This window comes from Nonomuraea corallina, from assembly GCF_027620315.1.
Taxonomy (GTDB): domain Bacteria; phylum Actinomycetota; class Actinomycetes; order Streptosporangiales; family Streptosporangiaceae; genus Nonomuraea; species Nonomuraea corallina.
This window is the reverse complement of sequence record NZ_JAPNNL010000020.1, coordinates 21,875-43,766: the sequence shown is the minus strand read 5'-3', so window position 1 is coordinate 43,766 and position 21,892 is coordinate 21,875. Positions and strand designations below refer to the sequence as shown.

General features: G+C 70.7%; 23 protein-coding genes, 2 tRNA genes, 1 other RNA gene and 1 pseudogene. 16 read left to right on the top strand and 11 right to left on the bottom strand.

The features are described 5' to 3' along the window. Window positions 1-717: 717 nt before the first annotated feature. Both OUY22_RS08095 and ffs read right to left on the bottom strand, forming a co-directional pair. Window positions 718-2,916: pseudogene (locus OUY22_RS08095) on the bottom strand (DNA polymerase III subunit gamma and tau); the annotation flags it as partial. A 28-nt stretch (window positions 2,917-2,944) separates the two neighbouring features. Next, window positions 2,945-3,043, bottom strand: an RNA gene (gene ffs, locus OUY22_RS08090) — signal recognition particle sRNA small type. A gap of 84 nt (window positions 3,044-3,127) precedes the next feature. On the opposite strand from ffs, the gene OUY22_RS08085 reads away from it, so the two are divergent. The 5 genes from OUY22_RS08085 (at window position 3,128) to OUY22_RS08065 (ending at window position 7,919) form a co-directional block, all read left to right on the top strand. Continuing rightward, window positions 3,128-3,212 (top strand) — tRNA-Ser (locus tag OUY22_RS08085). 245 nt (window positions 3,213-3,457) lie between these two features. Then, window positions 3,458-4,549: a threonine aldolase family protein gene (locus OUY22_RS08080; RefSeq protein ID WP_270154182.1), complete on the top strand. Its 1,092-nt coding sequence runs from the start codon at window positions 3,458-3,460 to the stop codon at window positions 4,547-4,549. A gap of 85 nt (window positions 4,550-4,634) precedes the next feature. Next, window positions 4,635-5,045, top strand: a complete 411-nt coding sequence (locus OUY22_RS08075) for a VOC family protein (RefSeq protein ID WP_270154181.1) — start codon at window positions 4,635-4,637, stop codon at window positions 5,043-5,045. 102 nt (window positions 5,046-5,147) lie between these two features. Further along, entirely contained in the window at window positions 5,148-7,532 is a 2,385-nt protein-coding gene (locus OUY22_RS08070) for an excinuclease ABC subunit UvrA (RefSeq protein WP_270154180.1), read from the top strand. A gap of 60 nt (window positions 7,533-7,592) precedes the next feature. Further along, the gene (locus OUY22_RS08065; RefSeq protein ID WP_270154179.1) at window positions 7,593-7,919 is read left to right on the top strand and encodes a YbaB/EbfC family nucleoid-associated protein; all 327 of its coding nucleotides are present in this window, start codon (window positions 7,593-7,595) and stop codon (window positions 7,917-7,919) included. 11 nt (window positions 7,920-7,930) lie between these two features. Here OUY22_RS08065 and OUY22_RS08060 read toward each other — a convergent pair whose 3' ends face one another. Then, window positions 7,931-8,881 (bottom strand): hypothetical protein, encoded by a 951-nt coding sequence (locus tag OUY22_RS08060; RefSeq protein ID WP_270154178.1) that lies wholly within the window; start codon window positions 8,879-8,881, stop codon window positions 7,931-7,933. A gap of 12 nt (window positions 8,882-8,893) precedes the next feature. Beyond that, a complete protein-coding gene (locus OUY22_RS08055) occupies window positions 8,894-9,295 on the bottom strand; it encodes a hypothetical protein (protein ID WP_270154176.1) in 402 nt (133 codons plus the stop codon). Window positions 9,296-9,466: 171 nt separating this feature from the next. Here OUY22_RS08055 and ypfJ point away from each other — a divergent pair, with 171 nt between their 5' ends. Together ypfJ and OUY22_RS08045 are read left to right on the top strand one after the other, a co-directional pair. Next, window positions 9,467-10,300 carry a KPN_02809 family neutral zinc metallopeptidase gene (gene ypfJ, locus OUY22_RS08050; protein WP_270154175.1) on the top strand — a complete coding sequence of 278 codons (834 nt, stop codon included), beginning with the start codon at window positions 9,467-9,469 and terminating at the stop codon, window positions 10,298-10,300. A 37-nt stretch (window positions 10,301-10,337) separates the two neighbouring features. Next, window positions 10,338-10,634, top strand: coding sequence for a type II toxin-antitoxin system VapB family antitoxin (locus OUY22_RS08045; RefSeq protein ID WP_270154174.1), 297 nt, complete (start codon window positions 10,338-10,340; stop codon window positions 10,632-10,634). 109 nt (window positions 10,635-10,743) lie between these two features. On the opposite strand, the gene OUY22_RS08040 is transcribed toward OUY22_RS08045, so the two are convergent. From OUY22_RS08040 to OUY22_RS08025, 4 genes are all read right to left on the bottom strand, one after another. Then, window positions 10,744-10,833, bottom strand: a tRNA-Ser gene (locus OUY22_RS08040). Window positions 10,834-10,843: 10 nt separating this feature from the next. Continuing rightward, window positions 10,844-11,299, bottom strand: a complete 456-nt coding sequence (gene tadA / locus OUY22_RS08035) for a tRNA adenosine(34) deaminase TadA (RefSeq protein WP_270154172.1) — start codon at window positions 11,297-11,299, stop codon at window positions 10,844-10,846. Next, on the bottom strand, window positions 11,296-11,772 hold the full coding sequence (locus OUY22_RS08030) for a tRNA adenosine deaminase-associated protein (RefSeq protein ID WP_270154171.1): 477 nt from the start codon (window positions 11,770-11,772) through the stop codon (window positions 11,296-11,298). Before OUY22_RS08030 ends, tadA begins: the two co-directional genes overlap by 4 nt. Before the next feature lie 13 nt (window positions 11,773-11,785). Beyond that, window positions 11,786-12,295: a tRNA adenosine deaminase-associated protein gene (locus tag OUY22_RS08025; RefSeq protein ID WP_270154170.1), complete on the bottom strand. Its 510-nt coding sequence runs from the start codon at window positions 12,293-12,295 to the stop codon at window positions 11,786-11,788. 153 nt (window positions 12,296-12,448) lie between these two features. Between OUY22_RS08025 and upp the strand changes: the two genes are divergently transcribed. From upp to OUY22_RS07990, 7 genes are all read left to right on the top strand, one after another. Then, complete coding sequence (gene upp / locus OUY22_RS08020; RefSeq protein WP_270154169.1) at window positions 12,449-13,087, top strand: uracil phosphoribosyltransferase; 639 nt, start codon at window positions 12,449-12,451, stop codon at window positions 13,085-13,087. Window positions 13,088-13,228: 141 nt separating this feature from the next. Then, window positions 13,229-13,453, top strand: a complete 225-nt coding sequence (locus OUY22_RS08015) for a hypothetical protein (protein WP_270154168.1) — start codon at window positions 13,229-13,231, stop codon at window positions 13,451-13,453. Between the two features lie 99 nt (window positions 13,454-13,552). Next, complete coding sequence (locus OUY22_RS08010) at window positions 13,553-13,711, top strand: hypothetical protein (RefSeq protein ID WP_270154167.1); 159 nt, start codon at window positions 13,553-13,555, stop codon at window positions 13,709-13,711. Next, window positions 13,708-14,241, top strand: coding sequence for a PH domain-containing protein (locus OUY22_RS08005; RefSeq protein WP_270154165.1), 534 nt, complete (start codon window positions 13,708-13,710; stop codon window positions 14,239-14,241). Before OUY22_RS08010 ends, OUY22_RS08005 begins: the two co-directional genes overlap by 4 nt. A 96-nt stretch (window positions 14,242-14,337) precedes the next feature. Further along, entirely contained in the window at window positions 14,338-15,669 is a 1,332-nt protein-coding gene (locus tag OUY22_RS08000) for a helix-turn-helix domain-containing protein (protein ID WP_270154164.1), read from the top strand. 100 nt (window positions 15,670-15,769) lie between these two features. Then, window positions 15,770-16,444, top strand: coding sequence for a FadR/GntR family transcriptional regulator (locus tag OUY22_RS07995; RefSeq protein ID WP_270154162.1), 675 nt, complete (start codon window positions 15,770-15,772; stop codon window positions 16,442-16,444). A 20-nt stretch (window positions 16,445-16,464) separates the two neighbouring features. Then, the gene (locus OUY22_RS07990) at window positions 16,465-16,920 is read left to right on the top strand and encodes a MarR family winged helix-turn-helix transcriptional regulator (protein WP_270154161.1); all 456 of its coding nucleotides are present in this window, start codon (window positions 16,465-16,467) and stop codon (window positions 16,918-16,920) included. Here the strand turns inward: OUY22_RS07990 and dnaN are convergent. From dnaN to OUY22_RS07975, 3 genes are all read right to left on the bottom strand, one after another. Continuing rightward, a complete protein-coding gene (dnaN, locus tag OUY22_RS07985; RefSeq protein ID WP_270154160.1) occupies window positions 16,903-18,000 on the bottom strand; it encodes a DNA polymerase III subunit beta in 1,098 nt (365 codons plus the stop codon). The genes OUY22_RS07990 and dnaN overlap by 18 nt on opposite strands. Before the next feature lie 65 nt (window positions 18,001-18,065). Continuing rightward, the gene (locus tag OUY22_RS07980) at window positions 18,066-18,716 is read right to left on the bottom strand and encodes a response regulator (protein WP_270154159.1); all 651 of its coding nucleotides are present in this window, start codon (window positions 18,714-18,716) and stop codon (window positions 18,066-18,068) included. Then, entirely contained in the window at window positions 18,716-20,146 is a 1,431-nt protein-coding gene (locus OUY22_RS07975; RefSeq protein WP_270154158.1) for a sensor histidine kinase, read from the bottom strand. The genes OUY22_RS07980 and OUY22_RS07975 overlap by 1 nt, the downstream gene beginning before the upstream one ends. 109 nt (window positions 20,147-20,255) lie before the next feature. On the opposite strand from OUY22_RS07975, the gene OUY22_RS07970 reads away from it, so the two are divergent. Next, a complete protein-coding gene (locus tag OUY22_RS07970) occupies window positions 20,256-21,161 on the top strand; it encodes an ABC transporter ATP-binding protein (RefSeq protein WP_270154157.1) in 906 nt (301 codons plus the stop codon). After that, entirely contained in the window at window positions 21,158-21,892 is a 735-nt protein-coding gene (locus tag OUY22_RS07965) for an ABC transporter permease (protein WP_270154156.1), read from the top strand. Before OUY22_RS07970 ends, OUY22_RS07965 begins: the two co-directional genes overlap by 4 nt.

Here is a 21,892-nt window from a genome sequence, read left to right as displayed (position 1 = left end):
CAGCGGGTCCACCTCATCGGCGTCTGCGGCGTTGCCCCGCTTCGGGATGGCGCTCGGCCATCCGCCCGCGCCACTGCCGTGCCGGGCGGCCGCGACCCGGGGGCCGGCCTGCGCCGCCGCCCTGGCCGCCGAACGGGCGGCAGCCAGCCCGGTCCCGGCCATCCCGCTCTTGGGAGCCGCCTGTGACGGATCCGGCGTGGGCGGAGAACCGAGCCCGGGATCATCAGGAGCGGACGGCCAGGACTCGTCCGTCGTCGGCCTCGCAGACCCCCCGGCCTGCACAATTCCGGCCGCCGCTGGACCACCGTGCGCCCCGACCGCCGGTACACCCTCGGCCGCCACGGCTCCACCGGACACCGGCACGCCCGCAGCCGCTGAGGAGACACCCGGCACACTCCCGGCCGCTCCGAAGGCGCCCGCACCACCGGCAACCCCGGACCCGCCGGGCACATCCGCGAGAAGCACCGCGCCGGCAGTCACAGAACCGCCGGCCACCGACCCGCCCCCGGCAGCCGAACCATCCGACGCGCCCCCGGCAGTCCCGAAGCCACCCGCACCACCGCCCGCGAACCCGCCAGGCCCACCCTCTGTAGGTGCGCCTCCGGGCACCATGGACCCGCCAGGCCCATCCGTCGTCGCCCCTCCGGCCGCAACGGACCCGCCAGGGGCACCCGCCGTCGCGCCTCCGGCCGCCATGGGTCCGCCGGGGGCACCGGACGCCAGGGAGCCTCCGCCGGTGGCCGGATGTGCCGGCCCGTGCCCTGGGGAGCCGGGGGTCATCGCGTTTTCGCCCCCGGAGCCGCCCTGCGGTCCGGGCCCGGCGGCAGCGGACGGCCCTGCGCCACCCCCAGGCCGGTTCTCGCCGGCAGCGCCGCCCGGGCCGTGAGGCCCTGGGGCGCCGCCGGAACCGTACGATCCGGGAGAACCGGCGCCGCCGCCGGGGCCGTACGCGGAACCGCCGGGACCCGCAGGTCCGGCAGGAGCACCGGGGTTGCCTCCGCGAGACGGCGGAGGCCCGTTGCCGACCACGGCCTCGACCCGCCACGTGCCCCCCAGCACGTCGGCGAGCGCCGTGGCCACGACGGCGTCCTTGCCGCCGCCGGTGAAGTTCTTCATCGCGCCGATCTGGGTGAACCCGAGCGTCACCAGGTTTCCCTCGACCCCGACCACCTGGGCGTTGGTGCTGACGTTCGCCCACACGACGATGCTGCGCTGCTTGAGCGCCGCCAGCACCGCGGGCCACTGCTGCTGCAGCCCCGCCGTGGCCATGCCGCCACCCGCCTGCCCACCGGGCACCTGGCCGCCAGAAGCTTGCCCACCAGGAGCTTGCCCAGGCACCTGGCCGCCGGAAGCCTGGCCGCCGTGCGCGTGCGACGGCCCGCCCGATGCCTGCCCTCCGGACCGAGGCCGGCCGCCGTGCGCGGACCCGCCGCCCGGCCGGGCCGGCTCGGGCCAGTCGTCATCGGCCCGCTCATCGGTCTGCCCGGCGCGCACCGACCGGGACCGGTCCTGCGCCGGACCGCCCTCCGTCGCCGCGTCCAGCGCCTGACCGCTGGGCGTGGCCACCGTGCCCGGCCCATCCGCCGGGCCGGCGCCAGAACCTCCCTGCGGTACGGATCCCGGCCCTGCCGCGGGTGAGGCACCGGGCTGCTGATGTCCGGGAGCCGCGGCCGCGCCATCGCCCGCGGGTCCCGTACCGGCGGCTCCGTAAGGGGAAGGGCCGCGCGACGGGACCGCGCGGGCGGCCATGCCCGCGACGGCGCCGCCGCGTTCGAGGCGCTCCAGGCGGGCCAGCAGGGCCGCCTCGCCCTGCTCCGCCGCCGGGAGGAGCACCCGCGCGCACATCAGCTCCAGGAGCAGGCGGGGCGAGGTGGCGCCGCGCATCTCCGTCAGGCCCGCGTTGAAGATCTCGGCCGCGCGGGTCAGCTCGGCCGGCCCCATCGACGACGCCTGCTGGACGAGCCGCTCCAGCTCGTCGGCGGGCCGGTCGAGCAGGCCGTTGGTCGCCGCCTCGGGGACGTTGGCCAGGATGACCAGGTCACGGAAGCGTTCGAGCAGGTCGGAGGCGAAGCGGCGGGGGTCGTGGCCGCCTTCGACGACCCGGTTGACCGTCTGGAAGACCTGGGCGCCGTCGCGGGCGGCGAACGCGTTGACCACCTCGTCCAGGAGGTCGGCGTCGGTGTAGCCGAGCAGGGAGACGGCGCGGGCGTAGGTGATGCCGTCGTCGCCGGCTCCGGCGAGGAGCTGGTCGAGGATGGACTGCGAGTCGCGGGCCGAGCCCGCGCCGGCGCGGACGACGAGTGGCAGCGCGGCGGGCTCGTACGGGACGTTCTCGGCGGCGAGGATCTCCTCCAGCAGCGCGCGCAGCGTCGCCGGGGGGATCAGCCGGAACGGGTAGTGGTGCGTGCGCGACTTGATCGTGCCGATGACCTTCTCCGGCTCGGTCGTCGCGAAGATGAACTTCAGGTGGGGCGGAGGCTCCTCGACGAGCTTCAGCAGCGCGTTGAAGCCCTCGCGGGTCACCATGTGCGCCTCGTCGATGATGTAGATCTTGAAACGCGCCGACACGGGGGCGAAGAACGCCCGCTCACGCAGGTCGCGGGCGTCGTCGACGCCGCCGTGCGAGGCCGCGTCGATCTCGATGACGTCGAGGTGGCCGGGGCCGGTGGGGGCGAGCGCCACGCACGAGTCGCACACGCCGCACGGGTCAGGAGTCGGGCCCTTCTCGCAGTTGAGCGACCGGGCCAGGATGCGCGCGCTGGAGGTCTTGCCGCATCCGCGCGGGCCGCTGAAGAGGTAGGCGTGGTTGATGCGGCCGGTGCGCAGCGCCTGCCGCAGCGGGTCCGTGACGTGTTCCTGACCCTTGACCTCCGCGAAGGTGCCGGGTCGGTACTTGCGGTAAAGCGCAAGGCTCATGCGACCATCCCGCCTGCGAGGGGCTCCCAACGAAGGAACCCCTCGCACACCCGCCAGAGCCCGCTTATCCTTGCTGCCTTCCGGCCCTGGGGAGGTTCACAGGATGACGCCGCGCGAGGGGTCCGGGGACAGTCTATCCACACGCGCGCAGTACTCGCTGCCACCAAAATGGTGGTCACGGGACCCCGGGGAGTCCGGTAAGCTCGTCGGCGGAGGATTCGCCTAGTGGCCGAGGGCGCACGCTTGGAAAGCGTGTAAGGGGCAACCCTTCGGGGGTTCAAATCCCCCATCCTCCGCGCCTGGTTGAGGCAGTGAACGCGAAGGGGCCGACCCCATCCAAGTCGGCCCCTTTCGCTATGTCCGGCCCTGGCATGTCTCCCGCCGGCCACCGTGACCGCCGACGACGAGACCGGCGCCGTCGTCGGACGGTGGAGAACGTCACCGTCCCATGAATGGGCCCGGGCCTCCACGGCCTGCGGCATGGCCGGCCGAGGCCCATACTTATTGCACATCTATTGCAATAAGTATGGGAGGTCCCGTCATGACCGATGCCGGCACGCCGATCCGGCGGTCGTTGTTCCTGCACGCGCCGATCCGGCGGGGGCCGCGCAGGATGCTGGAGCGGATGCTGGCCCTGGTGGACGACGACACCCCGGCCGACGGCCCCGAGGGTCCCGTCGCGGTGCTGGAGCGGCGGATGGCCGAACTGCTCGGCAAGGAGTGCGCGCTGTTCTTCCCCAGCGGCACGATGGCTCAGCAGACCGCGCTGCGCGTGCACGCCGACCGGCGCGGCCGGCGCACGTTCGCCGCCCACCCGCACACCCACCTGCACGTGTGGGAGGAGCAGGGCTACAACGCCGTCCACGGCCTGCGGTTCCGCGCGACCGGCGACCCGCACGAACTGATGACGGCCGAGGACCTCGCGGCGATCGGCGAACCGCTGGCGGCGGTGGTCTGGGAGCTTCCGCAGCGCGACCTCGGCGGCCTGCTGCCCGGCTGGGACGAGCTGCGCGAGCAGGTGGCGCTCGTGCGGGCCACCGGCGCCGCCGCGCACCTGGACGGGGCCAGGCTGTGGGAGGCCCAGACCTATTACCGGCGGCCGTTCGACGAGATCGCCGACCTGTTCGACACCGTCTACGTCTCCCTCTACAAGAGTCTGCAGGGCGTGCGCGGCGCGGTGCTCGCCTCCGACGCGGCCACCGTGGACGTGGCGCGGGTGTGGCGGCAGCGGCTCGGCGGCGGCATCCGCGACGCCTGGCCGCTCGCCCTGGCCGCGCTGGTCCACCTCGACACGCTGGCCGACGAGATGCCCGGCTATCGCGAGCACGCCATCGCCCTCGCCGCCGCGATCAACGCCGACGGCGCCGCCCGCGCCTACCCGGACCCGCCGCAGACCCCGCTGTTCCACGTCCACCTGCCCGCCGACCGGCGCGCGGTCGAGCGGGCCGGTGAGGCGCTCCTCGCCGAACGGGGCATCCAGCTCTGGGGCCGGGTGCGGTCGGCATCCGAGCCGGGCCGATGCTCCTTCGAGGTCACCGTCGGCGAGAACGCCATGGACTTCACCCCGGACGAGGTGGTCGCCCTGATCCGCGACGTGCTCGCCCGTGCCACCGAGCCGGTCGAAGCCGGGTGAAAGCCGGTCGCGCCGGCCCCCGACCGGCCGGTACCGGTCAGGAATCGAGAAGCGCCGTCCGCGCGCCGGGCCTAGCGTGTCAGGCATGGACATCACCATTCACGCGAGCTTCCTCCCGCACGACGACCCTGAGGCGTCGCTGGTCTTCTACCGCGACGGCCTCGGCTTCGAGGTGCGCAACGACGTCGGGTACGACGGGATGCGCTGGATCACGGTGGGCCCGGCCGGCCAGCCCGACACGTGCATCGTCCTGCAGCCGCCCGCCGGTGATCCCGGGCTCACCGACGAGGAGCGCCGTACCATCGCCGAGATGATGGCCAAGGGCACCTACGCCGGCGTCGTCCTGGCCACCCCCGACCTCGACGGGCTGTTCGAGCGGCTGCGGTCCCGCTCCGTCGACGTCGTCCAGGAGCCGGCCGAGCAGCCGTACGGGGTGCGCGACTGCGCGGTCCGCGACCCCGCGGGCAACCTGATCCGCATCCAGGAAGCCCGCTGATCCGGACGATCAGCCAGTCACTCGAAGCGACGGGGGCGAAACTGGTTTGATCGGACCGGAAGCCGCGGAACGAACGAGCCGAACGATGGAGACACGACAGGCATGAGCGCGAGAACGGACACGCGACCGACCGAGCCGCACGCCGCCGACACCCATGACCTGATCCGGGTGCACGGCGCACGCGTGAACAACCTCAAGGACGTCAGCGTCGAGATCCCCAAGCGCCGGCTGACGGTGTTCACCGGCGTCTCCGGCTCGGGCAAGAGCTCGCTGGTGTTCAGCACGATCGCCGCGGAGTCCCAGCGACTGATCAACGAGACCTACAGCGCCTTCGTGCAGGGCTTCATGCCGTCCCTGGCCCGGCCCGAGGTCGACGTGCTCGACGGGCTGACGACCGCGATCATCGTCGACCAGCAGCGGATGGGGGCCGACCCCCGCTCCACCGTCGGCACCGCCACCGACGCCAACGCGATGCTGCGCATCCTCTTCAGCCGGCTCGGCGAGCCGCACCTCGGCTCTCCGCAGGCGTTCTCGTTCAACGTCCCGACGGTACGGGCGAGCGGCGCGATCACGGTCGAGCGCGGGGCGCGCAAGACCGAGCGGGCGACTTTCACCCGCATCGGCGGCATGTGCCCGCGCTGCGAGGGTCGCGGCTCGGTCTCCGACATCGACCTCACCCAGCTCTACGACGACTCCAAGTCGCTGGCCGAGGGCGCGTTCACCATCCCCGGGTGGAAGTCCGACAGCTTCTGGACGGTGCAGGTCTACGCCAAGTCGGGCTTCGTCGACCCGGACAAGCCGATCCGCGACTACACCGAGAAGGAGCTCCAGGACTTCCTCCACAAGGAGCCGACCAAGGTCAAGGTCGAAGGCGTCAACCTCACGTACGAGGGCCTGATCCCCAAGATCCAGAAGTCGTTCCTGTCGAAGGACCGGGAGGCGATGCAGCCGCACATCCGGGCGTTCGTGGACCGGGCCGTCACCTTCACCACCTGTCCGGAGTGCGACGGCACCCGGCTCAGCGAGGAGGCCCGCTCCTCGAAGATCGCGGGCCTCAGCATCGCGGACGTCTGCGCGATGCAGATCAGCGACCTCGCCGACTGGGTACGCGGCCTCGACGAGCCGTCGGTGGCGCCGCTGCTCGGCAAGCTGCTGCACACCCTCGACTCGTTCGTGGAGATCGGCCTGGGCTACCTCTCTCTGGACCGGTCGGCGGGCACGCTGTCGGGCGGCGAGGCCCAGCGCACCAAGATGATCCGCCACCTGGGCTCCGCGCTCACCGACGTGACGTACGTCTTCGACGAGCCGACGATCGGGCTGCACCCGCACGACATCCAGCGGATGAACGACCTGCTGCGGCGGCTGCGTGACAAGGGCAACACGGTCCTGGTCGTGGAGCACAAGCCGGAGACGATCGCGATCGCGGACCACGTCGTCGACCTCGGCCCCGGCGCGGGCGCGGCGGGCGGCGCCATCTGCTTCGAGGGGACCGTGGAGGGACTGCGGGCCAGTGGCACCGTCACCGGCCGCCACCTCGACGACCGCGCGTCGCTCAAGCCGAAGCCGCGCACCCCCACGGGCGCGCTGGAGATCCGCGGCGCCACCCGGCACAACCTTCAGAACGTCGACGTCGACATCCCGCTCGGGGTGCTCTGCGTGGTCACCGGCGTGGCCGGCTCGGGCAAGAGCTCGCTGATCCACGGCTCGATCCCCGCCGCCGCGGGTGTCGTCCACGTCGACCAGAGCGCGATCAAGGGCTCACGGCGGAGCAACCCGGCCACCTACACCGGGCTGCTGGACCCGATCCGCAAGGCGTTCGCCAAGGCCAACGGCGTGAAGCCGGCGCTGTTCAGCGCCAACTCCGAGGGCGCCTGCCCCGACTGCAATGGCGCCGGCGTCGTCTACACCGACCTCGGGATGATGGCCGGCGTGGCGACCACCTGCGAGGAGTGCGAGGGGAAGCGGTTCCAGGCGGCGGTGCTGGAGTACCGCCTCGGCGGACGCGACATCAGCGAGGTGCTCGCGATGGCCGTGACGGAGGCCCTGGAGTTCTTCGCCGAGGGCGAGGCCCGCACGCCGGCCGCGCACGCCGTCCTCGGCCGGCTCGCCGACGTCGGGCTCGGCTATCTCAGCCTCGGCCAGCCGCTCACCACGCTGTCCGGCGGCGAGCGGCAGCGGCTCAAGCTGGCCACCCACCTGGCCGACAAGGGCGGCGTCTACGTCCTGGACGAGCCGACGACCGGCCTGCACCTCGCCGACGTGGAGCAGCTGCTCGGTCTGCTCGACCGGCTGGTCGACGCCGGCAAGTCGGTCATCGTCATCGAGCACCACCAGGCGGTCATGGCGCACGCCGACTGGATCGTGGACCTCGGCCCCGGCGCCGGCCACGACGGCGGCCGGGTCGTCTTCGAGGGCACGCCCGCCGACCTCGTCGCCGCCCGCTCCACCCTCACCGGCGAGCACCTTGCGGCCTACGTGGGCGTCTGAACATGCCTGTCCGTTTCGCTTTCGTAGCGTGATGGAAATCCTTGATCGGGACAATGCCTCATGGCCGAAAGAGAGTTCCACACCGGTGACCCCGAGCTCGACCGCATCATGGCGGAGTTCAAGGCGAACTCCAGGCAGTTCTCCGACGTCATGGGCGAGGTCGACGGGGTCGCCGGCCGAGCGGCGACCCCCGACGACAAGATCAAGGTGAGGGTGTCGGCGTCCGGGCAGCTCACCGCGCTGCACATCGACCCGCGGGCGATGCGGATGAGCTCGCAGGAACTGGCCCAGACCATCATCGACCTGTCGCACCGCGCGGCTGAGGACGCGGCGCGGCACCTCATGCGGGTGACGCGGCCCTACCTGGAGGAGGGCCGCGGTCGCTAGCCGGCCCCCGCTCAGATGCGCGGGATCAGGCTGCGCGTCCCGTGCACGATGAACTTCTGGTACATCTCCTGCTCGGTCAGCCCGGTCTCCGTGCCGGGCAGCGGGTTGTCGCCGCGCTGCACGTCCAGGGCCACCGAGTACGTGGTCGAGGCGGCCATCCGGGGGATGAAGTTCCCGGTGTTGAGCAGCTTGCCGTTCGGCAGCGGGATGTTGGTGGTGAGGGTGCGCAGTCCGGGGACCTTCGCCATCAGCGCTCCCGATCCGTCGATGACCCCGTTGAAGGCCATGTTCGCCACGAAGTGCTCGCGGAAGGACGTGAGGTTGTGGTCGAGCGACCTGACGTCCTTGCCGGCCAGGTCGGTCTCGATGCCGCCCACGTAGTTGAGGCCAAGGGGCAGCACCACCGAGCCCGTCGCGTACGAGACGCTGTCGGCCACCCAGTAGGCGAAGGTGGGCAGCAGCAGGGTGACGAACCGATGGGCGCTCAGTTTGAGCAGGATCGCCTGCCGCTTCATGATCATCTGGAACAGCTTCCAGGTGTAGACCTGATAGCCGATGGTGTACATCATGTCGACGGTCAGGATCCAGCACAGCACGTGCAGCGCGTGGTTGACCTTCTCGATGACGTCGGCGTAGGCCCGGCAGGCGTTGGCCGCGTTGCGGTGCTTGACGGAGACCGCGAACAGCGCGGGCCCGTACTCCTGCTCCCAGAACCGCTTGAACTCGTCGACCGCCTTGTCCGAACTCTTCGTCCAGACCGTCTGGGCGGCGTCGTTCGCCTCCCGGAAATGCTCGTCGACGGCGTCGGCCATCTCGTCCAGGACGTCGGCCGCCCGGCGGATCCGCTCCGGGTCGCCTTCTAGATAGGAGATGCCGAACAGCACCTCGGGAGCCAGCGCCCCGGCGAGACCGGCACCGGCCATGCCGCCCAGGGCGACCTTGCTCGCGAGACCAAGGGCCATGCGCGCCTCCTCTCAGGCCCGTTCCACCGGGGTGGTGGGCACGCTGATCTCGTCGTTCTCACGGTCGCCGTAGGTGACCAGATCCCGCACGGACGCGTTCCGTTTGATCATGCTGGCCCAGTCGGCCGCCTTGACGTTCTTGCTCATGGACACGACAGCCGTGCCGATGTCCTGGTAGGCCTTGACCATGTTGTCCATCGCCGTGGTCAGGTCCTCATAGGCGCTGTCGAATCCGGGGTGGCCGTCGGCGCCCCGGCGGAAGGTCCTCGCGGCCTCGTCGCTTCCCGGGTTCCCGAAGTACGGGATGAGCGACACCAGCTCGCCGCGCAGACCGGCCATCTTCCTGGACAGGTCCGCGCCCTCGCCGTGAATCGCCTTCCCGGCGTTCTCCATGCTCGTGTGATCGATCTCCAAGGCTGTCGCCTCCTTCGGCGGCCAGCCTTCACGTTCTGTGTTACCTGGAGATAACTGACCAGTTTCGATCACGTACGCGCGAGTACGGGAGCAGCTGGCCGGCGCCCAGGAATCATGACCTGTCCTGAGGGAAGCAGTCACGGCGCATCCCCCACGAAAGGACACCCGGCGATGGACTTCAAGGACGACGTCAACCTCGACGCTTCACAGGTGGAGGACCGCGGCGGTGGAGGCGGCGGGGGCGGTGGCAGGTTCCCCGGAGGCATGGTCGTGGGCGGCGGCGGGATCGTCAGCCTGATCGCGCTCGTCCTGGTCTTCGTGCTCAACAACGTCGGCGGGGGCGCCGAGCCGGCCCAGCAGCAGCCTCCCGCGAACCTCGCCGAGGAGTGCCGCACCGGCAAGGACGCCGACCAGACCGAGAAGTGCCAGGTCGTCGGCGTGGTCAACAGCATCCAGGACTACTGGAAGACCGAGCTCGCGGAGTACCGGGCGGCCAAGACCGTGCTCTACTCCGGCGGGGTGCGCACCGCCTGCGGCGCGGCCGACTCCTCCGTCGGCCCGTTCTACTGCCCCGGCGACCAGCGGGTCTACCTGGACCTGACCTTCTTCGACGACCTGAAGTCGCGCTTCGGGGCCAAGGGCGGCCCGTTCGCGCAGGCGTACGTGATCGCCCACGAGTACGGTCACCACGTGCAGAACCTGCTCGGCGCCCTCGAGTCCGGCAGTTCGGTGGCCGTCGAGCTGCAGGCCGACTGCTACTCCGGCGCGTGGGCCAAGAACGCCTACGAGGGCGGCTTCTACGCCAAGGAGTTCACCACGACCGACATCGCCGAGGCGCTCGACGCGGCGGCTGCGGTCGGCGACGACCGGATCCAGCAACGCAGCGGCGGCCGGGTCGATCCGGAGTCGTTCACGCACGGCAGCTCGAAGCAGCGGATGGCTGCGTTCCAGCTCGGATACGACACCGGGGATCCGGCCCGGTGCGAGGGCGCGGAGCTGAGGTGAGCAGCGAGCGTGCGGATTCTCTCCTAAAATCGGTGGGGTGATCTTCAAGATGGTCGGCGACGGACGGCCTTATCCCGAACATGGCCTGTCCAACCGCGACTGGGCTCAGATACCACCGCGGCAGGTCCGGCTCGACTCATTGATCACCACCAAGGCCATGCTGGATCTGCATTCGCTGCTCGCCGCCGATTCCACGTTCTACGGTGATCTCTTTCCGCATGTCGTGCAGTGGCAGGGGGAGCTTTATCTCGAAGACGGCCTGCATCGGGCGCTGCGGGCGGCTCTGCATCAGCGATCCATCCTGCACGCCCGAGTTCTTGAACTACCTAGTTAGTAAAAGGGCCGCGCATCGCGGCCCTTTTCCTTTTCCGGCTCCGCGGCGACATCCCCGGGCGGAGCCCGGGAAAGCGAAAGGCCCCCGCTCGGTGCGGGGGCCTTTCGGGTGGCGGTGGTGGTGGGATTTGAACCCACGGATGAGTTGCCCCATCACACGCTTTCGAGGCGTGCGCCCTCGGCCACTAGGCGACACCACCGCGGACGAGTTTACCGGATCCGGCGAGTGCGGAAGAACGCCTTGAGCTCGGCCCCGCACTCCTCGGCCAGCACGCCCATGACGACCTCGGGCCGGTGGTTGAGCCGGCGGTCGCGGACCACGTCCCAGAGGGAGCCCACGGCCCCGCCCTTCTCGTCGACGGCCCCGTACACGATGCGGTCGATCCGGGACAGGACGGCGGCTCCCGCGCACATCGTGCAGGGTTCGAGCGTGACGACGAGCGTGCAGCCGTCGAGCCGCCAGGTCCGGCGGCGGCGGGCGGCCTCGCGGAGCGCGAGGACCTCGGCGTGCGCGGTGGGGTCGGCGGTGGACTCGCGGTCGTTGCCGGCGGCGGCGAGGATCTCGTCCGAAGGGCCGACCACCACCGCGCCGACGGGCACCTCGCCGCGCCCGCCCGCGGCGGCGGCCTCGGCCAGCGCCCGCCGCATGGCGGCGGTCCAGGTCATCGCAGGCGGTCGAGCTCGTCGGCGAACGACAGCCGCTCGGCGAGCACCGAGACGACGTCGGCCGGCAGCATGCCCTCCTCCATGCTGAGCTCCAGCAGCTCCTCGGAGCTGACGCCGAGGTCGCTCAGCAGCTCGAAGTCGCCGGCCGGGCGCACGCCCAGCTCGGTGCCCTCCTTCTCGGGCGCCACGCCGGCGAACTCGGCGAACAGCTCGCCCAGATGGTCGGACGTGATCGCGTGCGCGTCGGACAGGAACACCCGGGGCTCCTCGTCGTCGCGGTAGCGGACGATCGCGAACCATTCGTCCTCGACCTCGACGCAGAGCAGGGCCAGCTCGTCACCGGCCAGTCCGAGCGCCTCGGTCACCGCGTCGCCGAAGTCGTCGACGATCTCGACGCCGGTCAGGTCGACCTCCGCGCCGCTCCAGCCGTCGGAGGTCCTGACGAAGGCCGCGGAGAAGGTGTTGGCCGCCATGTCGCTCCAGGGGTCAGTCGAAGACCGATTCGATGGCGCGCTCGAACGGCTCCGAGAACCCGAGCCGCGCCGCGATGCTGGACAGGACCTCGTCCGGCAGCAGGTCGACGTCGCCGGAGAGGATGCCGAGCTCCATCTCGTCGAGGCCCAGGTCCGCGAAGATCGACAGATCGCCCGCGGGCAGCGCGGTGTCCTCGTCCTGGAGGATCTCGTCGAGCTCCTGCTCGTCGGGGACCGGCACGTCGAGATAGTCGAGCACCTGCTCGGCCAGCGGGAAGTCCCACGAGGCGGCGATGTCGGACAGGAAGACATCGACCCGCTCACCCAGGACCCGCAGCGCCACGAAGAACTCATCCCCCACGGCCACGAGACCAATCGTGCCGCTCTCGCTCGGCTGCTGGCGAAGCGCCTTGACCAGTCCTTGCAGGTCGGACGTGAGCGCCACGGGGAGCAGCTCGGCGTCCCAGCGCTCGTCCTCCCGGTAGACCACGATGGCGAAATCGAGTGCCTCTTCGTCTGTCATCGCGATCCCCCACCCGACCCTGATCCCAGAGTCTCGCCAGTTTTCCAATCGTTCCAGAACAGGCTGCCCACCGTGTGCCGCTCCGACCAAATTGTGATCAAAACCGGGGCCATGATGTGCTGGTACGTAGCACACAAGATAGCGTTGTCCGTTATGGAAACCCTCGTCGTCGACCATCCGCTCGTGGCGCACAAGCTCACCGCCCTGCGGGATGTCCGCACCGACTCCCCCACCTTCCGCATGCTGGCGGACGAGTTGGTGACGTTGCTGGCGTACGAGGCCACCAGGGACGTCCGCGTCGTCGAGGTGACGGTGGAGACCCCGGTCTCGCCCGCGCGGGGTCTGCGGATGGCCAAGCCGTACCCGCTGGTGGTCCCGATCCTGCGGGCCGGCCTGGGCATGCTCGACGGCATGACCCGGCTGCTGCCCACCGCCGAGGTCGGGTTCCTCGGCATGATCCGCGACGAGGAGACCCTCCAGGCAGAGACGTACGCCACCCGGCTCCCCGACGACCTGTCGGGCCGGCAGTGCTACGTGGTGGACCCGATGCTGGCCACGGGCGGCACGCTCGCGGCGGCGATCAAGTTCCTGTTCGACCGGGGCGCGGAGGACGTCACGGCGATCTGCCTGCTGGCCGCGCCCGAGGGCCTGGCGTACATGGACAAGACGTTCGCCGACACCGGCCACCCCATCCGCGTGGTCACCGCGGCGCTCGACGAGCGGCTCAACGAGAACGGCTACATCGTGCCGGGGCTCGGCGACGCGGGCGACCGGCTCTACGGCGTCGTCTGACATCCCCCTTCCGACCTGCGCATTTCCCCACCCCAGGTGGCCACTTCGTTACATACTGTGATTGCATGGGTATGAGGCGTGAGGAAGACACGGGGTGTGGGGGATCACCATGAGCGTTTGTCCGACCTCCGGGGTGTGCTCGTGAACGATCACACCGAGCCGGAGCCGAGCCCGTACACGGAGGTCGAGGCGGCGCTGCGCGAGGAGTTCGCCGGCGTCCATACGGCGGCCACCGTGACGCGCTGCGTCGAGGCGGCGCACTACGGCGCGCTGGAGGTCACGGGCTACGCCCACCCCAACCTGGTCGAGCGGATCGCCCGCAAGCATCTTCACGTCCTGGCCCTCGTGGCCAGCGACCGTGGTTGATCAAGATCGGAACTCGCTCGCCGAGGACACCTTTACCCCGGCTTGGGGATGGGTACTGTATAGGGCGGGTGGAGTGGGTAAGTCGGTACGGAGGCGACAGTGCAGGTCAAAAAGGTCCTGACATACGGCGGCATCGGTTTTGTCGCGTACTACCTGTTCGCGAGGCCCGCTGACGCGGCCGACGCGGTCAGGGGCGCGTTCGACACGATGTTCACCGCGGCCGATTCGCTGGCCCAATTCGTGAACCATCTCGCATGAGACTTGTGACCCACGGGGACTCCGCCCCGTCGTCGGTCAACCGCTACCTCCTCCCCCAAGAGCAACAGGTCATCATGGTGCGGCGCCACCCCGCCGTGCTCCTCCGTCCCGTGGCCGAGGTCTTCGGCGGCCTGGTCGTCGCCGGGCTCCTGAGCCGGTTCTTCAGCGGCGAAGGCGGGGGCGGCACCGCCCTGGTCGTCGTCTGGTGGCTGTGGCTGCTGCTGTTGATCCGATTTGTCTGGAAGGTGGCCGAGTGGTCTGTTGACTACTTCGTCGTCACGTCCAAACGGATGCTCCTGACAACCGGACTGATCACGCGCAAAGTCGCGATGATGCCGCTGGGAAAGGTCACCGACATGAGCTTCCAGCGATCACTGCTGGGGCGCATGCTGGGCTATGGGGAGTTCATCCTGGAGTCCGCGGGCCAGGACCAGGCCCTCTCCACGGTGAAGTACATTCCGTACCCGGAGACCCTGTACCTGGAGGTCTGCTCGATGCTTTTTCCCGGCAAGGACGACGGGGACGATTAATCCCCACGTAGAGAATTCTTGGGCCGGGTATACCCCATTCGGCTACTTCATGCAATCATTGCGGAGTGTTGACCCTTCCCCGCCTTGAGAGATGAGATGCCGAGTCAGGGAACCATCGGTGACCGCGTCCGAGGACTGCGGCTGAACAGGCGGATGTCTCAGGCCCAGCTGGCCGGACCCGACCTGTCGGACAGTTACGTCTCACTCATTGAGTCGGGTAAGCGCACGCCGACTCCCGTCGTCGCCCGACTCCTCGCCGAAAGGCTCGGCTGCACCACCGAGTTCCTTCTGCACGGCATAGAGCCACGCCAGCGCATCGACACCGAGCTCGGCCTGCGCCATGCCGAGCTGGAGTTGCAGCACGGCGACCCCGCCATAGCGGCCGACCGATACACAGAGATCGTCAAGGTCGCCGACGAGGAGAACGCCATGCTCACGGCGCAGGCCCGCTTCGGCAGGGCCCGCGCGCTGGAGGCCCAGGGCAGGCTCGGGCAGGCGGTCGAGGCCTTCGAGCGGCTCCGCAGGGAGGCCGCCGCCCATCCCGAACGACTGGCCGACCTGCCGATCACCATCGCGCTGAGCCGCTGCTACCACCGGGCCGGCGACCGGCTGCGGGCCCGCGACCTGGCGTCGAAGGCCCTGGAGCAGGCCGAGCGGATGGCGATCGAGCAGGGCGAGCTCGCCGCCGACTTGGCCTGCGCGCTGGTGGAGGCCCACGCCGACCGCGAAGGCGGCTCCCCCGAGCTCGCCTACGTCAAAAAGGTGCTCGACATCGCCGGCTCAGGCGAGATTATGGACCGTTCCGAGGAGGTCGACGCCCTGTGGAAGGCGAGCGGCACGGCCGCCGCCGGTGAAGACTCCGCGCTGGCGGTGCGCCTGGCCGACGACGCCATCAACGCGGGCCGCGACCAGCGGATCGGTCTCCAGCTGGCCCGCGCCGCCATGCGCTGGGCCCGGTTGGAGGCGACGCCGGCGGAGGAGGCGCGGCGGTTCGCGGAGGCGGCCGTGCGCGCGTTCGCGTCGGCGGACCGCGACGGCGAGCACGGCGAGGCCCTGATCGTGCTGGCCCGGGTCGTGCTGGGCGCCGAGCCGGAGCGGGCCGACCGGCTCGCCGGTGAAGCGCTCGGGCTGGTCGGCGGAGGCGCCGCGGCCGCGGAGGCGCACCTCGTGCGCGCCACGCTGGCCATGTCGCGCCAGGCCGATCCGGCCGAGCACCTCAGCGCGGCCCGCATCGCCCTCGACGGCGTCGGCCGCCAGCCGTACGGCACCGACCGGGCCGTCGCGCGGTGCTGGCGCGAGCTGGGCGACCTTTACGGTCAGGCCGGCGATCGCGCCCAGCAGACCGCCGCGTATCGTAAGGCCCTGGAAGCGGCCGGGGTGCGCTCGATGCTGGCAGGTCTGCCGGTCGAGGCGAACGTCGCCCGCTGACGCCGGGGGTTCCAGACTCGGGCTCCCCGAGTCTGGAATACACTGGGGTTCACCAGTCATTGACTCATAGGATGATTGGTTTCCCCAGAGGAGGCGGACTGTGAGTCTGCGTACGGCGCAGCGGGCTTCGCTCGTCGACCAGGTGATCGACCAGCTCAAGGAGCAGATCATCACCGGGTCCTGGCAGATGAACGGCAAGATCCCGACCGAGACGGTGCTCGCGGAGCAGCTCGGCGTGGGACGCAACACCGTTCGCGAGGCCGTACGCGCGCTGACTCACGCCGGCCTGCTGGAGTGCCGCCAGGGCGACGGCACCTACGTCCGCGCGACCAGCGAGCTGTCCGGGGCCATGCTCCGGCGGCTGCGCCAGGCCGAGCAACTGGAGATCTTCGAGGTCCGGCGGGCGCTGGAGGTCGAGGCCGCCAGGCTGGCGGCCACCCGGCGCACCGACGAGGACATCGCCCGCATCGAGGCGGCGCTCGCCGAGCGCGACCGCGCCTGGGAGCAGGACGACCCGACCCGGTTCGTGGAGACCGACCTGGCCTTCCACATGGCCGTCGCCTACGCCACCCACAACCGGGTGCTCATCGACCTGTACGAGGACTTCTCCGCGGCGCTGCGGGTCAGCATCACCGCGGCCGGCACGTCGCTCAACAAGACCTACATCCCGCACGACGCGATCGCCCGCGCCATCGCCGCCGGCGACGCCTCCGCCGCCGAGCGGGCGGGACATGCCTGCATGGAGCACATCCTCATCGCGCTCACCGAGGACTGACGCGGGGAGCTGGGGGTCTCGTGCGGCGGGGTGACAGGAAGCGGCGCGAGCCCGACCTGGGCACGCTGAGCGCTCGAACCCTCCTCAGCCTGCAGAAGGAGCTCTTCGCGGCCCTGGCCGAGCAGGGGCATCCGAGGTTGCGGCCCCGGCATGGCGCGGTGCTCGCGTACCTCGACGAGGAGGGCACCCGGGCCACCGAGCTCGCCTCCCGGTCGGGCCGGCACAAGCAGGTGATCGGCGCCCTGGTGGACGAGCTGGCCGAGCTCGGTTACGTGGCGCGCCGGCCCGACCCCGGCGACCGGCGGGCCAAGCTGATCGTGCCGACCGACGAAGGGCTGGACCTGCTGGCACGCTCGGACACGGTCATGGCCGCCATCGAGCGGCGGCACGCCGAAACCGCGGGCGAGGCCGACTACGCGGTCTTCAAGCGGGTCTTCCGCCTCGTCGCCGCGCGCCAGTCAGGTCAGGCGCAGTGACATCACCAGATAACGGAAGGCCGGGTCGGCGTCGCCGGGGACGTCCTGGATGAGGGCCGGCCGGGTCGGCGACTCCATGTGGATGCCGACCAGCTCCGTCTCGACGCCGGTGAGCCCGTCGAGGAGGAACTGCGACTGGAAGGCGATCTGGATGTCGTCGCCGCGCAGCTCGCAGTCCATCACCTCGGCGCCGCGGCCGATGTCGCCGCCGCCCGCCTGGATGAGCACCTGGCCCCGACTGAACGACAGCCGGATCGCGGTGTTGCGCTCGGCCACCAGCGCCACCCGCTTGACCGCCGCCACGAACGGCGCCACGCGGACGTCGGCCCTGATCGACCACTGGGAGGTCAGCCGGCCGCGGTAGTCGATGAACTGCTCGTCGAGCAGGCGCACGGTGGTGCTGCGGCCCACGCTCTCGAACCCGGCGACGCCGTCGCCGAGCGCGACCCGCACCTCGCCGCCGCGCAGCGACCGGGCCACCTCCACCAGCACCCGGGCGGGCACCATGGCGGAGACCGCGGTGCCGGGGGCGACCGGCCGCCAGCCGAACTCGCGGGCGGCGATGCGGTAGCGGTCGGTGGCGGCCATCGTCACCGACTCGCCGTCCACGTCGACGCGGATGCCGGTGAGCATGGGCAGCGTGTCGTCGCGGCTGGCCGCGGGCGCGACCTGGCCCACGGCCGAGGCGAAGACGCCGCCGCCGATGGCGCCGATGGCGGGCGGCATCGTGGGCATGGTGGGAAAGTCCTCCACCGGCATGGTGATCAGGCCGAACTCGGCGGTGCCGCAGGTCAGGACCGCTTCCTGACCCTCGGTGACGATCTCCACGTCCTCCTCGGGCAGGCTCCGGCTGATCTCGGCGAGCAACCGTCCGGGGATCAGCACGCGGCCGGCCTCGGCCACGTCGGCGTCGACGTCGGCCCTGGCCGAGACGTCGTAGTCGAACGCGGACAGGCTCAGCCCGTCACCGGCCTCCAGCAGCAGGCCGGAGAGCACGGGGGTCACAGGACGGCTGGGCAGGACCCTGGCGGCCCAGGCGACAGCGTCGGCCAGAACATCGCGGTTGACCCGGATCTTCACCTGATCGACCCTTTCTTCTCGGCATGCCTTTAGAAGGTATCCGAGACCACTGACAGAGCCTTCCGTCAGCGGCTGTTCAGGTAGGCCAGGACGGCCAGCACCCTGCGGTTGTCATCGTCGGACGGGGCCAGGCCCAGCTTGCCGAAGATGCCGGCCGTGTGCTTGGCCACGGCGCTCTCGCTCAGGTAGAGACGCTGGGAGATGGCGGCGTTGGAGCGGCCCTCCGCCATCTGCTCCAGCACCTCGCGCTCGCGCGGGGTGAGCGCGGCCAGCGGCTCGTTCTTGGCGTTGCTGGCCAGCAGCTTGGAGATGACCTCGGGGTCCATCGCGGTGCCGCCCGCCGCGACCCGGCGCACCGCGTCGATGAACTGCTCGGCGTTGAACACCCGGTCCTTCAGCAGGTAGCCGATGCCGCCGGAGCCGTCGGCCAGCAGCTCGCGCGCGTAGAGCTGCTCGACGTGCTGCGACAGTACCAGGATCGGCAGGCCCGGCACCTTCGTGCGGGCCTGCAGCGCCGCCTGCAGCCCTTCGTCGGTGAACGTCGGCGGCAGCCGCACGTCCACCACCGACACGTCGGGACGCAGCTCCACCAGGCCCTTGAGCAGCTCGGGGCCGCTCTCGACGGCGGCGACCACGTCGAATCCGTACGCCTGCAGCAGGCGGACCAGCCCGTCCCTGAGCAGGTAGAGGTCCTCCGCGACGAGCACCCTGTTCATCAGCAGAACCCCATGTTCCCCGCCAGGGGCCGGGGCGCCCGCGGCGCCTCCTTGTGGTGGGCAGGGATCGCCACCGCGGCCACGAACATGGCGGTGCCGAGCAGGATCATGAACGCGATCGTCGGCCACTGCCACGGCTCCGGCAGGTACAGCGCGAGGAACCAGCTCTTCTCCTCGAAGTCGATCAGCTTGAAGACGCCGGCCACGATCCCCTGCGGGAACAACGGGCACCAGGCCGTCGACCACAGGAACAACACCGTGATCATCTTCCAGCGCGGCAGCTTCGGCAGGTCGCCGGCCCAGTGCTGGGGCAGCACCTTCGGCAGTTCCATGGTGACCGTCGTCGGCCCGCCCGGCGGGCTGTGGACCGCCATCACGCCGTCGAAGGCCGCCAGCCGGCGCTCGATCCCGGACAGGCCGCTGCCCTTGGCCGGGTCGGCGCCGCCCCACCCGTCGTCGGTGACGGTGATGCGCAGGTTCTGGCCGTTGCCACTGATGTCGATCTCGACCGACTCCGCCCCGCCGTGCCGGGCGGCGTTGGCCAGCAGCTCGCTGACCGCGAAGTACGCGGCCGCCTCCACCGGCGACTCCGGCCGGTGCGGCAGGTCCACCTCGACCGACACCCGCAGCGGGCTGTCGATGGCCAGGGCCCGCACGGCGTCGCCTAGCCCGCGCTCGGCCAGCACCGGCGGGTGGATGCCGCGGATCACCCGGCGCAGCTCGGTCAGCGTCTCCGCAGACGCCTCCCTGGCCTTGGCCATCAGCGCCCTGGCCGCGTTCGGGTCGGACTCCATGAGCTGCTCGGCGGCGCCGATCGTCATGCCGAGCGCCACCAGCCTGGCCTGCGTGCCGTCGTGCAGGTCGCGCTCGATCCTGCGCATCTCGGCCGCCTGCGTGTCCACGGCGAGGTTGCGTACCCGGTTGAGGCGGTTGACCTGACCGGCCAGGCGGCTCGACGCGGTGGCGGCGAGCAGCAGCTCGCACCAGAGCCCGTACAGGCGCAGGCCGCGACCGGGGAGCAGGATCAGCAGCGGCAGCAGCATCAGCTTGATGAACGGGTCGAGCAGCAGCCAGAGCCCGTCGCGCCAGGTCGCCGGGTCGGTGATCAGCCAGTTCCAGAGGTTGTTCCAGGCGGGCATCCGGGGCGACTTGTAAAGCGTGCGGTGCGACCGGTAGAGGCCGTCGGCCTGCGGTTGCGGGGGCGGCGGCTTCGGCAGGTACGGGGGCTCGATGACGATCCCGGCCGAGGCTCTCACCAGGTCCCGCGTCACCTCCGCCACCCACCTGATCATCCGCACCTGCGGCGGGAGCACGAACACCATGCCCAGGCCGAAGGTGAGGATCACGGCCAGCAACGTGGACGCGAGCGTCAGGAGCTCGACGATCACGAGCACGAGCAACCACAGGACGTGACCGAACTTGCGCACCATGCCTCCAGTGTGCGGGATGCGCGCGGGCCCGCACATTGCATCTAAGTACACCCTCACCCGGCAACCAGCGCGATTCCCCGCCAGAAAGGGCGTCCCTAGCGTCGTCAGCATGAACGTCATCGAGGTGAAGAACCTCCACAAGCGCTACAAGGACCACGTGGCGGTGGACGACGTGTCGTTCGAGGTACGGGCCGGTGAGATCTTCGGCATCCTCGGACCGAACGGCGCGGGCAAGACCACCACCGTCGAGTGCGTGTCGGGCCTGCGCGTCCCCGACCGCGGCACCCTCCGGGTGGCCGGCATCGACCCCGTGGCGGACCGGGACGCGCTCCGCCGGGTGCTGGGCGTCCAGCTGCAGAGCGCCGCGCTGCCCGAGAAGATCAAGGTGTGGGAGGCGCTCGACCTGTACGCCTCCTTCTACGCCGAGCCCGCCGACTGGCGGGAGCTGCTGGAGCGGGTCGGCCTGACCGCCAAGCGCGACACCATGTTCGGCAAGCTCTCCGGCGGCCAGCGCCAGCGGCTCTCCGTCGCGCTCGCGCTCGTCGGCAAGCCGCGCATCGCCGTGCTGGACGAGCTGACCACCGGGCTCGACCCGCAGGCCCGCCGCGACACGTGGGAGTTGGTCGAGCGGGTGCGCGACTCCGGCGTGACGATCGTGCTCGTCACCCACTTCATGGAGGAGGCCGAGCGGCTCTGCGACCGCGTCGCGCTCATCGACTCCGGCCGGGTCGCCGCCGTCGACTCGCCCTCCGGGCTCGTGGCCCGGGTCGGCGGCGAGCAGAAGGTGCGGTTCCGGCCGTCCGCGCCCGTGGCCGACTCCGTGCTGACGTCCCTTCCGGAGGTCAAGGAGGTCGTCCGGACGGGCGGCCAGGTGGTCGTCACCGGCACCGGCAACCTGGCCCCGGCCGTCACGCTCGCCCTCGCCGAACAGGGCATCGTCCCCAACGACCTGCGGATCGAGCAGGCCACGCTGGACGACGCGTTCCTCGCACTCACCGGAAGGAAGCTGGCATGAACAAGATCCTGCTCGTGGAGACCAAGCTGCTCGGGCGCGACTGGCTCGCCGCCGCGCTGACGCTCGCGCTCCCCGTCGGCCTGCTGCTGGTCCTCGGCCAGATCCCCGACCTGCAGAAGCCCGACCCGAACCTCGGCGGGCAGCGGTTCGTCGACGCCCAGCTGCCCGCCCAGATGATCCTGCTCGCGCTGCTGACGACCGCGTTCACCGTGCTCCCCGGCTCGATGGCCACCTATCGGGAGCAGGGCGTGCTGCGCCGGATGTCGACCACGCCGATGCACCCGGGCCGGCTGCTCGGCGCGCAGCTCCTGCTCAACTTGGTCATGGCTCTGATCAGCGCCGTCGTAGTGATCGTCGCGGGCCGGCTGGTGCTCGGCTCGCACATTCCCCAGCAGCTCTTCGGATTCCTGCTCGTGTTCCTGCTCGGCGCCGCCGCGATGCTGGCGCTCGGCCTGGTGATCGCCGCCGTCGCGCCCAACAGCAAGTCCGCGCCCGGCATCGGCTCGGTGGCGATGTTCCCGCTGCTGTTCGTGGCCGGCATGTGGATCCCGCGCGAGATCATGCCGGACACCCTGCGCACGATCAGCGACTACTCCGTGGTCGGGCCGTTCGTCAACGCGATGCGCGACACCTGGGCCGGCGACTGGCCGCAACTGCCCCACCTGGCCGTCATGCTCGTCGGACTGGTCCTGTTCACCGGACTCGCTGTACGCATGTTCAAGTGGGAGTAG